12 protein-coding genes and 2 pseudogenes are annotated in these 14,681 nt (G+C 70.1%); 9 read left to right on the top strand and 5 right to left on the bottom strand.

Translation table 11 applies throughout. From position 1 onward, the window contains the following. Window positions 1-58 precede the first annotated feature (58 nt). A complete protein-coding gene (locus ACIBSV_RS42585) occupies window positions 59-1,564 on the bottom strand; it encodes an aldehyde dehydrogenase family protein (protein ID WP_395872863.1) in 1,506 nt (501 codons plus the stop codon). Window positions 1,565-2,208: 644 nt separating this feature from the next. On the opposite strand from ACIBSV_RS42585, the gene ACIBSV_RS42580 reads away from it, so the two are divergent. The 3 genes and pseudogenes from ACIBSV_RS42580 to ACIBSV_RS42570 all read left to right on the top strand — a co-directional run bounded on the left by ACIBSV_RS42580 (window position 2,209) and on the right by ACIBSV_RS42570 (window position 4,124). Further along, window positions 2,209-3,129 carry an AraC family transcriptional regulator gene (locus ACIBSV_RS42580; protein WP_395872862.1) on the top strand — a complete coding sequence of 307 codons (921 nt, stop codon included), beginning with the start codon at window positions 2,209-2,211 and terminating at the stop codon, window positions 3,127-3,129. A 272-nt stretch (window positions 3,130-3,401) separates the two neighbouring features. Continuing rightward, window positions 3,402-3,725 (top strand): annotated as a pseudogene (locus tag ACIBSV_RS42575) (type III effector protein); the annotation flags it as partial. A 129-nt stretch (window positions 3,726-3,854) separates the two neighbouring features. Next, on the top strand, window positions 3,855-4,124 hold the full coding sequence (locus tag ACIBSV_RS42570) for a hypothetical protein (protein WP_395872861.1): 270 nt from the start codon (window positions 3,855-3,857) through the stop codon (window positions 4,122-4,124). Between the two features lie 209 nt (window positions 4,125-4,333). Here the strand turns inward: ACIBSV_RS42570 and ACIBSV_RS42565 are convergent, their stop codons facing one another. Further along, a complete protein-coding gene (locus ACIBSV_RS42565; protein ID WP_395872860.1) occupies window positions 4,334-4,858 on the bottom strand; it encodes a MarR family winged helix-turn-helix transcriptional regulator in 525 nt (174 codons plus the stop codon). 91 nt (window positions 4,859-4,949) lie between these two features. Here ACIBSV_RS42565 and ACIBSV_RS42560 point away from each other — a divergent pair, with 91 nt between their 5' ends. Next, complete coding sequence (locus ACIBSV_RS42560; protein WP_395872859.1) at window positions 4,950-5,408, top strand: SgcJ/EcaC family oxidoreductase; 459 nt, start codon at window positions 4,950-4,952, stop codon at window positions 5,406-5,408. Window positions 5,409-5,859: 451 nt separating this feature from the next. After that, complete coding sequence (locus ACIBSV_RS42555) at window positions 5,860-6,156, top strand: hypothetical protein (protein WP_395872858.1); 297 nt, start codon at window positions 5,860-5,862, stop codon at window positions 6,154-6,156. A 139-nt stretch (window positions 6,157-6,295) separates the two neighbouring features. Here ACIBSV_RS42555 and ACIBSV_RS42550 read toward each other — a convergent pair whose 3' ends face one another. Beyond that, a complete protein-coding gene (locus ACIBSV_RS42550; protein ID WP_395872857.1) occupies window positions 6,296-7,228 on the bottom strand; it encodes a hypothetical protein in 933 nt (310 codons plus the stop codon). 735 nt (window positions 7,229-7,963) lie between these two features. Between ACIBSV_RS42550 and ACIBSV_RS42545 the strand changes: the two genes are divergently transcribed. Beyond that, window positions 7,964-8,815 (top strand): NAD(P)H-binding protein, encoded by an 852-nt coding sequence (locus tag ACIBSV_RS42545; RefSeq protein ID WP_395872856.1) that lies wholly within the window; start codon window positions 7,964-7,966, stop codon window positions 8,813-8,815. 1,006 nt (window positions 8,816-9,821) lie between these two features. Here ACIBSV_RS42545 and ACIBSV_RS42540 read toward each other — a convergent pair. Then, the gene (locus tag ACIBSV_RS42540; protein WP_395872855.1) at window positions 9,822-10,355 is read right to left on the bottom strand and encodes a CGNR zinc finger domain-containing protein; all 534 of its coding nucleotides are present in this window, start codon (window positions 10,353-10,355) and stop codon (window positions 9,822-9,824) included. A gap of 139 nt (window positions 10,356-10,494) precedes the next feature. Here ACIBSV_RS42540 and ACIBSV_RS42535 point away from each other — a divergent pair, with 139 nt between their 5' ends. The 3 genes and pseudogenes from ACIBSV_RS42535 to ACIBSV_RS42525 form a co-directional block, all read left to right on the top strand. Next, window positions 10,495-11,715: an MFS transporter gene (locus tag ACIBSV_RS42535; RefSeq protein WP_395872854.1), complete on the top strand. Its 1,221-nt coding sequence runs from the start codon at window positions 10,495-10,497 to the stop codon at window positions 11,713-11,715. A 20-nt stretch (window positions 11,716-11,735) separates the two neighbouring features. Beyond that, window positions 11,736-12,650, top strand: coding sequence for an alpha/beta fold hydrolase (locus tag ACIBSV_RS42530; RefSeq protein ID WP_395872853.1), 915 nt, complete (start codon window positions 11,736-11,738; stop codon window positions 12,648-12,650). 134 nt (window positions 12,651-12,784) lie between these two features. Then, window positions 12,785-12,994 (top strand): annotated as a pseudogene (locus tag ACIBSV_RS42525) (Helicase associated domain protein); the annotation flags it as partial. 211 nt (window positions 12,995-13,205) lie between these two features. Here the strand turns inward: ACIBSV_RS42525 and ACIBSV_RS42520 are convergent. Further along, window positions 13,206-14,384: an alpha/beta fold hydrolase gene (locus ACIBSV_RS42520; RefSeq protein WP_395872852.1), complete on the bottom strand. Its 1,179-nt coding sequence runs from the start codon at window positions 14,382-14,384 to the stop codon at window positions 13,206-13,208. Window positions 14,385-14,681: the final 297 nt, after the last annotated feature.

The following is a 14,681-nucleotide window of genomic DNA, read 5'->3' as shown; positions in this document are numbered from 1 at the left end:
ACCTCCATGACGACAGCGTTTGTGGAGCAGGGAGCACGAGTCGAACGTCTCGGTCGGGTCAGGACGGCGGCAGGAAGAAGGCCGGGGCCGGTTCGGTCAGCAGCGTCACCGACTTGAGATGGGTGTACATGTTCAGCGTCTCGGCGCAGAATTCGCTGCCGATGCCGCTGTCCTTGAACCCACCGAATGGGGAGCCGTCCACGAGGTTGAAGTACTTGTTGACCCAGACGGATCCGGCTTCGAGCGCGTCCGCGGTGCGCAGCGCGTCGCCGAGGTTGTTGGTGTAGAGACCGGCGGCCAAGCCGTAGCGCACGTCGTTTGCCTCGCGGATCATCGTGTCGTAGTCGTTCCACCGGATGACCGACAGGACGGGACCGAAGATCTCCTCTTGGGCGATGCGCGAGCGGTTGTCGGTGGCGAAGATCGTCGGTTCGACGAAGTAGCCGTGTTCGTTGCCGGGGATGTCCGCGCGGCGTCCGCCGGTCAGCAGTTCCGCGCCCTCGTTCTTGCCGATCTCGATGTAGTCCAGGACGCGCTTGCCCTGCTTCTGCGACACCAGGCCGCTGACGAGTGTGGCGGGGTCGGTCGGCGATCCGAGCGTGATCCGCTCGAAGCCGGCAACCAGTTTGGTCATGAACGTGTCGTAGATGTCGTCGTGCACAAACAGTCGGGTTCCGGCCAGGCAGGACTGACCGTTGCAGTACGTCACCGCGAAAGCGGCGTTGTCGACGATGGCGTCGATCTGGTCGACGACATCGGGGAAGACGATGTTGGGGCTCTTGCCGCCCAGTTCCAGGGATACCGGGACCAGGCGGTCGGCGCCCGCCGCGGCGACCAGTCGTCCCACTTCGGAGCTTCCCGTGAACGCCAGCTTCCGCACGTCCGGATGCGCCGTCAACGCGGCCCCGGCTTCCTCTCCGAATCCCGGAACGATGTTGACCACTCCGGGCGGGAAGATGTCCGTGATCAACTTGCCGAGTTCCAGGGTGGACAGCGAGGCGTGCTCGTCCGGCTTGAGGACGATCGTGTTACCTGCGGCCAGAGCCGGGGCGATCTTGAACGCGGTCATGATGGCCGGCACGTTCCACGGGATGATCTGTCCCACGACGCCGATCGGTTCACGTTTCGCTATCGCCATTCCTCCGGCGATCGGACGGTTCCACCCGGCATGGGTAAGTACCGCGGCGGCGAAGAATCGGTACTGCCCGATTGCGAGTCGATGGTCGATCACCGTCTCGCCGATCCGGCGCCCGATGTCGAGCGCGTCGATCAAGGCCAACCGATCGATGTCGGCCTCCACCGCGCGCGCCAATTCGAGCAGCAGCCCGGAACGTTCCTCGAGCGAGGTCCTCGACCACGCCGGGAACGCGGCCTTGGCAGCCGCGACGGCCGCCGCGACGTCCCCCGCCGAGCCACGCGTGACATCGGCCAGATGTTCACCGGTGGCAGCGTTGAGTGCCGGGAAGGTCTGCACCGTAGGTGAGGCGAAGCGGCCCCCGATGAGCGGTCGGTAATGCCGGTCCAGGCCGGCTTGCTCGGACGAACCGATTGTTGCGCCTGTCATGCGAGCCTCCTTGTCGGGGCGCGATGCTCGCCGCCCGGACCGGACGAAACAACCCCGGGAGCGGCGCACTGATCGAGCAACGCTTATTGCGTACTGGCTACGGTCGGCAATTTTTTGCCGATATGTTTCCGTGTCGAATCGGGAACTCTTCGTATCCGAGTGGACCGACACGGCGATCCTCGGCGAGCATGCGGGCCCACGGCCGCCGCGAGGCCCGATCGCGGCGGCCTCTCGGTGATCTCCGTCCGACCGTCGTCCCCGAGGACGCCGCCCTGCCGGGCGACCGCTTCGGCATCCTCGATGCCACCACCGCACGTTCACCGCCCTGCCCACGGACACAGACCGAACCGCACCCCCCGCGTACCTGTCGCCGGATCTCCAGCCACGGGTGGTGCTGCCGCGTGCGCCCCTCGAACGTTCGTCGCCCGAACCCGCCTCCAGCCGGGCCGCGCGCCGGTCGGCGACGGCCGCGTTCAGCGAGTCGGAACGTGGTGGGCGACTACGACCAGGGCGGTGCGTGTGTGTTGCGGGCGGTGGTTTTCGGTGGTGCTCTCGTGGTTCATGGATCCAGTACAGCCCGGAGTCGGTGGACAGCCCATGGGCGAAACCCGGAAATACCTTGGTGCGCGTCTACACTCGCGCGCATGGACCCTTTGAGTGACATGCTCGGCGGCATCCGCGCCGAGGGTGCCTCCGTCAGCCAGGCCGTGCTGGAGCCGCCGTGGGCGATCCGCTTCACCGACGGTGCGCCGCTGACCATGCTCACGGTGATCAGCGGCGGCGGCCTGGTGATCCTGGCCGATGGCACCGAATTCAAGGTCGGCGCGGGCGACACCGCGCTGGTGCGCGGCCCGGCACCCTTCCACCTCGCCGACAGTGCCGCCGCGCTCGACCGCCCGCACCGGACGTACGAAATCGCCTGCTTCGATCCCGAGCGCACTCGGGTGGCCGGCACACGCACCGGGGCGGCCCACGAGGGTCCCACCACCCTGATCGTGGGCGGTTACCGCGCCACCCGCAGCCGCCACGAGCGGCTGTTGCGCACCCTGCCGCCCGCGCTGGTGTTGCACGAGGACGCCGACGGCGTGCTGTGGCTCGACTCGGCCAGGGACGCGCTCGCGCGCAGGCATCAGCCGGGAGGCCAGGCCCTGATCGACCGCGTCCTGGACGCGGGGCTGGTCTGCACGCTGGGTTGCTGGTTCGAGCAGGAGGGCGCCGAAGCCCCGGGCTGGTACCTGGGGGCGATGGACCCGGTCGTGGGCCCCGCGCTCGAAGCCATCCACCGGCGCCCCCGCGCGGCGTGGTCGGTGGGCTCGCTGGCGGCCGAGGCGAACGTGTCGCGGGCACACTTCGCCAAGAGCTTCACCGAGGTGATGGGCCGGCCGCCACTGAGCTACCTCACCGAGTGGCGCATGCACGTCGCCGAGGAGTTGCTGTCGGACCCGAATCGCAGCGTGGCGGAGGTGGCGGAGGCAGTCGGCTACACCGACCCGTTCGCTTTCACCACGGCCTTCAAACGCCTGCGGGGGATGACCCCGAGGCAGTTCCGCCGCCGGTCGGAGTGAGCGCCACCGCTCCCCCGCAGATCTTCCGGGTAGAGCAGAGCGGGCCGAAGCCCGGCCCGGTGAAGCGGCCGTCGACGAACCGGTCCAGTCCGAAGATCTCGCCCCGGAGTTGCGTGTCTCGGTGACGCCGTCACCAGGTGCCCCAGTCGCCGGCCGGGAACCCGTCGGTGCCGACCGCGATCTGGTTGCCGACCGAGCCCGACACGTCGTGGCCGCGCAGACCGGACGGCCACCTGATCAGCGGCCTGTTCAGCACGCCGTCGTGGCGATTGCCGGGCCCTGCCGGGACCACCGGCGAACAACGCGTCACCGTCACCCGCGAACGCCGCGCCGCCGACCGCGCCGCCGGCGCCCGAGCCCGCGACAACGCCGCCGACCTGCGACGCCTCGCAGGCCACATCACCGCACTCACCGACCTCCCCGCCGCATCCCACGCGAGCGTGGCAAGACTGGACCAGGCCCTGGGCCAGGACGACCCCGCCGCCCTGATCGACCCCCTCAAAGACACCCGCCCACACCTGACCGCCGCCCACCACGAACTGGCCGCCCGCATCCACACCCTCGTGGACCCACCCGAAGCCGGCGCCACGACGTGAGGACCCGCCCGCTCCATGGCGGGGCTGCCGGCGCAACACTCTCACCGGCCTCCTCTGCCCAAGCCCCGAGGCCGCGTTCGGGCCAGACCTGCCGCAGCGCCGTGCGGCCCGAACGCCGCTGCGGAGCAGGTGCGTTCCACGGATCGGCAGAAATGTCCCTCAGACGTCCTGGTCGTCCTGCGCCCCCGGCGACGCGAGCCCGCTCGGGGGAACCAGTTCATCGAGATCAAGGATCCCGGGTGGGAGGGCTGCTACGTGCAACTGCTGCCCGCCGACCAGAAGTGGTTCGAGAACGGGAAGACCCTCTACGAGGGCTGGGTGACGACCTGGTGCGTCAGAGGCGGCTACTTCACCTCCTATCTGTGGAGCATCCGAATCATCGCCAGAAAGACGGACTGAACCGCTGCGGCGATCGCCGAACCCCGCGCCACGACGAGGGCCCCGAAACGCCCCCCCGGGGCCCGACGTGGACCACCTCGGGCGGGCGCTCAATGCAGGCGTTGGCCGTTTCGGTGCCGGTCGCGGTGGGAGTCGGCCGGTGTGGGAGCAGGTCCGCGCCAGGCTCTCGGCGCCGGGGCCGGTGATGCGAAAGGCGGAGTAACGGGCGCTCACTCGCTCGCGCCAGGGCTGGGACGGGGGGCATTTTCCTTGGATTTGGGGCCGGGGCGGCGGCTACGTGCGGCGCGGGCGCGGATCTCTTCGGTGGCTGCTCGGTAGGCGGGGGCCGCGTGGGTGAAGTAGTCGAAGAGGACCTCGCGCTGTTCGGGTGTGTAGCGGTCCAGGACCTCGGCGATCAGTCGGCGGGCGGGGGCGACCACGTCCTCGATGTCGGGGAAGGTCTCGGCTGAGGCTTCGACGATGACCCGTCGGCGGTCGGCCGCGTCCGAGGAGCGGCGTACGTAGCCGGCCTTCTCCAGCCGGTCGATGAGCCGGGTCGTTGCCCCGGTGGTCAGACCAGTGCGGGCGGCCAGGTCACCCGAGGTGATGCGTCCGACCAGAGTGATCAGGCTGACCGCGTACCACTCGGTGGGCTGGAGTCCGGCGGCTTCCGCACCGGCCATCCCGTGCAGGCCCACCGCATCGAGATATTGGCGGAAGATCACGTGCTGGTCTCCGGGCGTCTCGTTTGCCATCGCTGTGGATGCCCCCTAGGCTAATGGTTGCAATGATGCAGATATTGTTTACAGGCAGATTCTGCTTCATCTTAACGAGCCGGAGGACGGTATGACCACACAGGACGACAAGACGGCCATTACCGCGGCGATGGCCGAGATGAACCGCGCGTGGGCCCGCCACGACGCCGACGCGTACGGGGCACTGTTCACCCAGGACGCCACGTACGTCACGTTCGTCGGGACGTACTACAGCGGCAGGGCCGACATCGTGGAGTGCCACCGCACGCTGTTCGCGAAGTTTCTGAAGAACACCAAGCTCACGGGGGAGATCACCGACATCCGGTTCTACGGTCCGGATACCGCGGTCGTCACCGGCCGCGGCGACACCTACAAGGGCGCCGCCGCGCCCCGGTCGTCGAAACTGTCGAAGGTGCAGACGTGCACGTTCGTGCGGGAGGCGGACGGGCAGTGGCGGGTGGCGGCCTTCCAGAACACCCAGCGCAAGCCGCTGTTGGAGGCCATCTCCTTCAAGACCGCCCCCGGCACCATACCGGCCGCACAGAAGTGACCGGGTCTACCGCCCGGTGCACGGCTCTGGTCACTCGTGGCGGACGGCCGCGAACGCGGTGACGCGCACCGATCGACGCGGCGGCCAGGACGTCACACGAACGGCGTCCGAGGTGCACCTGCCGAACCTCGTGCCGCCGGTGCCATTCCGTGTCCGCGTTGCGCCGGTGCATGTTCTTCTGGAGGTAGGCCCACTTGCGCATGGCGGCGCAGGACGGCGTCGCGTCCGCAGGCCGGGACGTGTTCGTGGTCGGCGTCGCGCCCGCCGCGGACCTTGTCGAACTCGCATATCGGGGTCGTGTCGCGGGCCGGTGTGAACTGGCCCGGCCCTGCAGCCATCCCGTGGCCGAGCGGCCGTCCTCGGCCACGGTGACCGCGAAGTCTCCCAACCGGCCCCACGGGAACACCGGATCCCCGCCCGGGCGCAGCTGTTCGATCCACGGTTGGGGAACGTGGTCGACGGCGTAGGTGGCGATGACGACGCACGCCACCGCGCGGAGGTCCTCGACCACGAGGTCTACCCCGAGCCCCACCACAAAGCCGCCGCGCTCCCGTGCGAACTCGCCCGGAACCCGAGCCTGGAGACGAGGAACCTGCTGTTCGCTGCCACCGTCACCGCGGCCTACCTCGCCGCGTGCGGTCTCCCGGTGAGCCCCGGCCTGGACACCGTCCTCCCCCTGGCCCACGCCGCACGCGAAGGCCTCCCGGTGCGGGAGGTCGCCACCCAACTCAAAACCTGGACGAGTTGAATCCACCCGCCACCCTCCGACGCACACCCAGCCGGACGAAGACCGTCGCCCGGGCCGGATGACGACACGCGGGTGTCGGGAGGGCCTCGAGTTCGGGGTCGGGCCAGGGCCGGCCCAGGTGGGGCCAGTGGCGACGTCCTCACAGGTCGGCGACGGTGACGTCGGCCCCGAGGCTGCGGGTGCCGGCGGGCGTGGCCTCGGTCCGGCCCGGCGGAAGACGCAGCGAGACTGACCTTCTCCGCAGCGTCGGTGAGTCGCAAGTGCCCTCCGAGAAGGTGGGCCGAACCGCCGACCAGGAGGAAGGGCTTCGGAGGACTCCCGTGTCAGTCTCCGTCCGTCGGCTTCGGGAAGAATCCGGATCTTCCCGACCCCGCCCCGGCGAATTGGTAGACGCGTGCCTGCGCGAGCACGTCGGCGGGCGGGTCGCCGTTTTCGTGCGCTCGCGCAGTGGAGCCGACATCTGCTCCGCCGCCGCGATCTGTTCGTCGGCGCGGTGGGCCCCTCCCACGAGGGATGCCCGTCGGGCGTTGAGCTCGTCGAACTGCGTGCGCAGGTCCGCGATTGTGGGGAGGAGGTCTGCGAGCGGGGCGCTCGTCTTCGCGCTCTCGCTCTGTACCGCGATGTGCAGCCGGGTGCTCTCGGGCTCTCGGTGTCCCGGGTCCTGGTGCTCCGGCTCGGCGCCGCAGAACACGCAGGTGCCCATCCGGAAGTAGCCCAGGACGCTTCCCGCCTCGGTGACCACGTCCAGGCGGGCGAGATCGGATCGGTACTGGACCTCGAGTCGGTGTCCCGGGTCCTGGTGCTCCGGCTCGGCACCGCAGAACACGCAGGTGCCCATCCGGAAGTAGCCCAGGACGCTTCCCGCCTCGGTGACCACGTCCAGGCGGGCGAGATCGGATCGGTACTGGACCTCGAGAAGGACGAACCTGGAGACGAGGTCGCCGACCTCGGCCAAGCGCACTTCCAGCGTCGCGCGTTCCTCGGCCATGCGCATGCGTGTCATGACGGCGTCGAGATGGCGGTCGGTCATCACGCGCAGCGTGGCGGAGTGTTCGTCGTTGGAGGCCTGCATGCGCGCCTGGCGCGCGGAGTTCCCTGACGTTCTCCTGGGTGGTCAACTTGCCGTTCAGGTCGAGAATGATCTGGTCGAGGAGGGTGATCTTGCCTTTGTTGACCCGGCGTTGTCCTGCGTTCGGCCCGGTGGCGACGCCCGGGGCGCCGTCGCCAGTGAGTAGGAGTCTCGACCGAGGCCGCTGCGGTCTTGCCGCTGGACGCGCTCGAGTGCAGGGGACAAAGGTGCGACCATGCGCGTCTCGGGAACAACGGATAAGTGCACGAGATCGCTCAGGGCCAGGCTCCGGGTGCCGCCGGCCTCGTTCTTGCGGACCTTCAGTCCTGTCAGGCCGAGTTCGCCGAGCAGGAATTGCGAGAGACTGTCTTGCTGCTTGCCGTGTGAATCGCCGTGACCTTGGCGTCGGCTGGTCGCGTCACCACGCCTCTGAGATCCTCCCGGTGGCACGAAGGTGGCACGGCCGCGTGGTAGGGCGCGACCGACGACGGCCCGGCGCAGCCGCGGTGAAGGGCACCACGCGGGCGGCTGCGTCGAAGGTGCGCGGCAGATGCGCGGCGAAGGTGTCGTCGACGCGGACGCCGTTGCCGAACAGTTCCAGGACGAATGGCGCATCGGGCTGCCGGTCCGCTCCCTCGAACCCTGGCCCTCCGGGTCGAGGGCGAGGATGCCGCTTGACCTCAACCTTTCTTGAAGTGTGAGGGTCATGTCATCGAACGGCGAGACGAGGAGATTCCGATGACACGGCCCGAGATCCTGGTGACCGGCGCGACCGGAAAGGTCGGCGGCGCGCTGGTGTCCCGACTGCACGCGGCGGGCGTGCCCGTGCGGGCGTTGGTGAGAGCGGAGGCGGACTTCCCGGAAGGTGTGCGGGCGGTACGGGGCGATCTCGGTGATCCCGCGTCGCTGGACACGGCCCTGCAGGGCGTCGACGCGGTCTTCCTGGTGTGGCCCTTCATGAGCGCCGAGGGCGCATCGGATGTGATCGACGCGATCGGAAGGCACGCCCGACGGGTGGTGTACCTGTCGTCCGCCGGCGTCGGGGGCAAGGAGGAGAAGCCTGGCGAGGCGATCACCATGTTCCACACGGAGTTGGAGCGGCTGGTCGAGGCATCGGGCCTGGAGTGGACGGCGCTGCGGCCCACCGGGTTCGCGAGCAACACGCTGGGCTGGGCGGAGGAGGTCCGCACCACCGGTGCGGTACGGGCGCCGCTGGCCCGGTTGGCCCGCCCGCTGATCCACGAGGCGGACATTGCCGCAGTCGCCGTTCGGGCGCTGACGACCGACGCCCTGCTCGGCGCCCGCCCGCTGATCACCGGCCTCGAACCGGTCACCCAGGAACGCCAGGTGGCGCTGATCGGCGAGGCGATCGGGCGGCCGGTGCGGTTCGAGGAGATCACCCTGGACGAGGCCGGCGCGCAGATGAGGGCCGCGGGCTGGCCGGCGGAGCTGGTGGAGGCCGTGTTGCCGGCCCAGTTGGAGATGCTCGAGCACCCGGAACCGGTCAACGACGAGGTGGAGCGCATCACGGGTACCCCGGCCCGATCCTTCCGGGAGTGGGCGGTGGACCACGCCGCGGACTTCCGCTGACAGGGACATCCATGCGTTGACACGGAAAAGCGGCTCGGGACCAAGGAATTCGCGGACCGCGATGCGGCACGGGCCGGACCGTTCGACGCGCAGGCGAGGCGATACCGATGATTCCTGCGGTCGTTGTTCGCAGGGGCAGGACCGCTCTTGGGAGCGACGGGCCCGCTTCGCGTTGCGCGTGCACGCGGGGCGGGCCGGTCGGGTCGTGAGAGTTGGAAGACCTCCCCGCGTGCGTAGGCCCGGAACCTGAGTACCGGGGTCGCGACTTGTGCGATCTCCTCGATGCGTCGCCGGGGCCCGGATGCCGCCCGCCCGGGCTCGGCCGGCATCCACAGCCGCCATCCGACGCGGCGAACGCCGGGTGACCGGCCGGTCCGATGTCCTCGCCGAGGATTTTCGGAATGGGACAGTATTCACTCGCGCCCGCGCTGAGCCCTTCGGCCCGGTGACAACCCGGGATTCCCCGGACCGGTTCGACGTGTGGACCGCTGGACCGCCTGTAGGTTCGCCCGGTCTCGTCCCTATGCCCCGCCACGCCGCTCCCTGCTCACGCCCGCGATCGCGCCGCGCTGCACGGTCCGATCATGGGGGAAGAGGCCCCGGTGCGGGGCGATTCATTGGGCATCTACCATGCCTGTCGAATTGTACTGCGAATCAGTCATTTTCTGTCATTTCGTCAATAATGTTCCTTTGGTAGTGTCCCGGCCGTCGGAGGATGCGGCCGGGGCACCGCCCCGACTCGCGGGCCATCGTGGGGATCCCGACCCGACCCTCGCGACGGCCGGCGCACCCGGACGCGCGCATCGCGGTGAGCCGGCGGGGCGCAACGGCCGCGCGCGTCCCCGGACGCACGCCCGGCTCGTTGAGCGTGTACGCACCGACCGCCCCCGTGGGCAGGCCGCCCGCCCGGGGTTCCATCCCCCAGGACGCCGGGCGACGCCCCTCCCCTCTCCGGCCGAACCCGAGGTTGTCCGGGCCGTCTTCGCGTGCCGGGATCGGTCTGCGGTCACCGGCTTCGGGCGTAGTGTGCTCTGGTCTTGGCGCGGTTGCCGCATTCGGCCATCGAGCACCATCGCCGTCGACCGTTCTTGGACACGTCCGCGAACCAGAGTGTGCACTCCGGGTTCGCGCAGCGTCTGATTCGCTCCGGATCCGTGGTGCGGAGCAACTCCAGGTAGGCGCGCGCCGCTTCCCAGGCCGGTCGCCATGCCGGGTCGGTGACGTCCACCTGCTCGGTGGGGCCCTGCGCGCCGAGTCCGAGGCGGATCGTCCCGCGTGCGAGGACCGCGTCGAGGTCCTGGTAAGCCCCTTCCTCCAGCGCGGCGCGGATCGCCTCCCGGGTGGCGACGAGCGCGTCGCGCACCGCGTCGAGGACCGTCTCGGGCGTGGTGTCGAGGAGTTCGTCCAAGGCGTGTTCGGCCAGCCAGGCCCGCAGCAGGGCCGGGTCGTCCAGGTGGTCGTGCCGGGCCCCGTGCAGCGGCCAGTGCGTGTTCGCGAGGTCCAGCGCCAGGGGTTCGCCGGTCAGCGGTCGGATGTCCATACCGACCAATCTAACCGATGAATGAGTGTTGACAGGTTAGATTCCGATCATCTAATGTCTGGGCATCGAGCTAGTCGTTAGAAACAGGGGGGTGGCTCTAGTGCCGCGCATCGGCAGTACCGGGGCAGGACTGGCGGCCATGACCGTGTCGTTCGGCCTCAACTTCTCCGCGGGGGTGTTCTTCGCACCGGTCGCGGAGGACTACGGCATCGGCGCCGGGACCCTCGCGGTCGCGGCGGCGCTGTCCACGGCGGTCACCGGCGCCGCCCAGCCGCTGGTCGGCGTCCTGCTCGACCGGATCGGCGCGAAGCGGGTGATCGTCGCGGCGCTCCTGCTGCTGTCGACGAGCTACCTGGCGCTCGGCGCGGCCCGCGGCGCCGGGCAGTTCGTGGCGGCGTACGTGGTGCTCGGCGGCCTGGGCTTCGCGGGTTCCTCCAGCCTCGCCGTCAGCACCCTGATCGCCCGGGCCGAAGGCGACCGCGCGGCACCGGCGCTGGCCCGCGCCACGATCGGCATCAACCTCGGGCAGCTGGTCGTCCCGTGGGCGGCGGCCGGGCTGTTCGGGCCGTTGGGGACGCGCGGCACGTACGCGGCGATCGGCGCGGCGGGGCTCGCCGCCACCGCGGTGCTCGCGGCGGCGGTCCCCACGGACCGTCAGACCGCAGCCGTGCCGGGTGCTTCCGAAGTTTCCAAGGCTTCCGGCGCCGCCCTCGCGACCGAGGGAGCGGGGCCGGGCCTGCCGAAGCGGCAATCGCTGCGCGGCCGCGGGCGCACCCTCGCCGCGTTCGGGCTGCATGCCGCGACCCTGTACGCGATGGTCCTGCTGCTCCCCAAGCACGCCGTCGAACTGGGCTGGTCGGCCGCGGCCGGCGGCAGCCTGGTCGCGGTGGCCGCCGCCGCTGCCGCGGTGTCGTCCGCGGTGACCGCACGCCTCGTCGGTCACACCGCACCCGAACGCCTGCTACCCGTCATGCACACGCTGCGCGCCGCGTCCCTCGTGCTCGCGGCGGCGGCTCCCGACCCCCGGCTGCTCATCGTCGCCGCCGCGCTGTTCGGCGCCGCGTCGTTCACGGTGATCCCCCTGACCATGGCGATCGTCACCCGCGGCCTCGACCCGGCACGCCTGGGTCGAACGCTCGCCCCGGCCTGGATCGTTCACCAGGGCTCGGCCGGCCTCGGCCTCGCCCTGGCCGCCGCCGGACACGCCGCCACCGGCGGTTACCGCGCCTACTTCGCGGCCGGCGTCGGGCTCAGCCTGCTCGCCGCCGTCCTGACCTCGACCACCGCGAGAGCGACCCGTACCGCCGCACGCAGCACCGTGTCGACCGCAGCACTCGCATCCTCCGCATCCACTTCGTGACCCGGAAAGGGACGATCCCCATGAACGCCATCGCCACCCCCGCAACCGCCGCCACCCCCACCGCCGCCGACCGCGCCATCCGCCACGCCACCGTGGAGATCGACGGACTGAACGTCTTCTACCGCGAGGCCGGCGACCCGGCGAACCCCACGCTGCTCCTGCTGCACGGCTTCCCGTCCAGTTCCGCGATGTACCGCGACCTGATCGGCGAACTCGCCGACACCTACCACCTGGTGGCCCCCGACCACATCGGTTTCGGGCAGTCGGACGCACCGGCCGTGGACACCTTCCCGTACAGCTTCGACAAGCTGACCGAGGTCACCCTCAAGCTCGTCGACCACCTCGGCCTGGACCGGTTCGCGTTGTACATCCAGGACTACGGCGCCCCCATCGGCCTGCGGATCGCCGCAGTCCACCCCGAGCGCGTCACCGCGTTGATCAGCCAGAGCGGCAACGCCTACCTGGAGGGCTTCACCCCGTTCTGGGACGTCCTGTTCGCACACGCCAAGGACCGCGAGACGCACGAGCCCGCGGTGCGCGAACTGCTGACCGCCGAGGCCACCAAGTGGCAGCACACGCACGGCATCCCGGCGGACCGCCTGACCCGGGTGGCCCCCGACGCGTGGGTCCTGGACCAGGCGTATCTGGACCGGCCCGGCAACAAGGAGATCCAGCTCCAGCTTTTCTGGGACTACCAGTTCAACCTGGACGGCTACCCGACCTTCCAGGAGTACTTCCGCACCCACCGGCCGCCGACGCTGGTCGCGTGGGGCGCGGGCGACGAGATCTTCGGCCCGGACGGGGCCCGCGCATTCGCCCGCGACCTGCCCGACGCGGAGATCCACCTGCTCGACGCCGGGCACTTCGCGCTCGCCACCCACACCCCGGAGATCGCGGCGCTGATCCGCGACTTCCTCGGGCGCAACGTCTCCTGACCGGCACGCACACGCACATTTCCGCGCACGCGGTGCCGCACTCGCCCACCGGGGCCGAGCGCGGCACCGCGTCGTGCCGGGACGCGCCGGCGGGTGTGGGTGTCGACGTCACCGAGCAGAAGGAGCGGCCCGCGATGTCGGCGGTGCGGGCGGACCGGTGGGCGCTCACCCTCGCCGCGGCGGCCACGTTCCGGGAACGCGAGGGGCACCTCACCGTCCCGCGCAAGCACGTCGAATCCGTTGAACACGGCGGCGAGGCGCACCAGGTCAGGTTGGGGGCCGCCCTCGCGAACGCGCGACAACGACGCGCCACATACCCGCCCGAGCGGCTCGACGCGCTTTCCGCGCTCGACATGCGATGGACATCCGCCGCGGCCGTCGGCGTCGAGGTGATCTGGGACCGCACCGCCACCTGCGGCAAGCGCCACGCCCAGCTGCACGTCCTCGCCGACGAGTCGTGCGACCTGCAGGCAGTGGCACACAGTCGGTACGGCGTTTCCGGTGCCACAACCCACTGGTTCCTCCTGAGCCGTTCGGCCCAGGAGGGGCCTTGTTTCAGGCCTCGAGCAGGGACTCGAGGACGCGGGCGAACTTTGCCGGCTCGGCGCTCGCGCCGAGGTGGTTGCCGGGCATGTCGATCAGAGGCAGCTCCAAAAGTTCAGCGAGTGCGCGGGTCGCCCGGCGTGCCATCTGGTGATGGCTCAGGGAGCCGGCGCACAGCGTCACCGAAACGCGACGGATGGCCTCGATGTCGGGGACGTAGAAGACCGTGGGGCCGGCCATCCGACCCAGGAAGTAGCGGTTCTTGTCGAGTTCCTCGACCGGTAGCCCGGGCAGCGCCGTATGGGCGGGAGGCGTCTGATCGGGTCCCGTGTGGTGGGCAGCGCCGCTGAGGTCGAAGAACTCCTGCACTGCCCGCTGAGGATCGGCCTCCGCAGCCTCGAACGCTGCTGCGGCTCGGTCGGCCAGGTCTGTGTCGTCCAGGAGGGACACCAGGGGCGGTTCATGCAGGACTGCCCGGCCGATCACGTCAGGATGCCGTCTACCCAGTTCCAACAGCGTCACGGCACCACCACTGGTACCGGCGAACAGGGCGGGGCCTCCGGTGAATCCGTCGACGAGTGCGGCAAGGTCCTCGGCGAGGGCCTCGGGCGTGGGCTCTGCCATCCCCGGGACCGCGCGGCTGGCACCGGTACCACGCGGATCGTGGGTGACGACGGTGAACCGGCCTGCGAGCTCATGCGCCAGTGCTGCGAAACCGGCCCGCCCGGCCGGCGCGCCGACGAGGAACAGCAGTGGCCCCTCACCCTGGACACCGAAGGCGATCGTGCAGTCCGGTCGGTCGAGAAGTTCCACCGAACTCGTGATCCGATCGTCGAAGTCCGCGATCTTGCGAGTGATCACATCCAGCGCACGGTCCAGTTCCTCGCGCCTGTCGTAAACACGACGGCGATGAGCCTTCAGCAATCCCACTCGGAGCCCGGCCGGATCGGTCGCCGTGTCGTCGGCGCCTGTGAACTGTGCGATGTCGGCAAGTGGCATCCCCGTCTCACGGAGATGAACCAGCATGCGGATCAGCTCGACGTCGGCCGTCGTGTATCGGCGACGTCCCGCGTTGTCGCGCCCTGGCGACGGTACGACTCCCTGACGTTCGAAGTATCGCAATGTGTCGGGCGCCAGACCGATCAACGCCGAGACCTCCGCGATACCGAACACCTCATCTGCCTCACTCATGCCTCAAGCCTCGCCCCTGGACCTCGGTACAGGTCAAGCGACGGCCGGCCGCGGCTTGGACACAACCAATCGCCCTTTCCGGTTCGAAACGGCCGCCGGCACGTTGCTCCGCCCAGGAAGGGGATGGGGATGCTGCTGATCGACCTCCGCTCTCCAGCCCCGGGACCCGTCGGGGGTGACGGACTTCGTGCGGCCATCTACCCCGATGAACGCGACCGGCCTCGCGGCCACCTCGCCGCTGCACGCTCGGTACGCCCCGGGGCCGTACGACGGGCCGCCACGTCGCGCCGTCGCCCG

It is taken from the genome of Embleya sp. NPDC050154, assembly GCF_044460165.1.
Taxonomy (GTDB): domain Bacteria; phylum Actinomycetota; class Actinomycetes; order Streptomycetales; family Streptomycetaceae; genus Embleya.
This window is presented reverse-complemented; position numbering and strand designations above follow the sequence as displayed.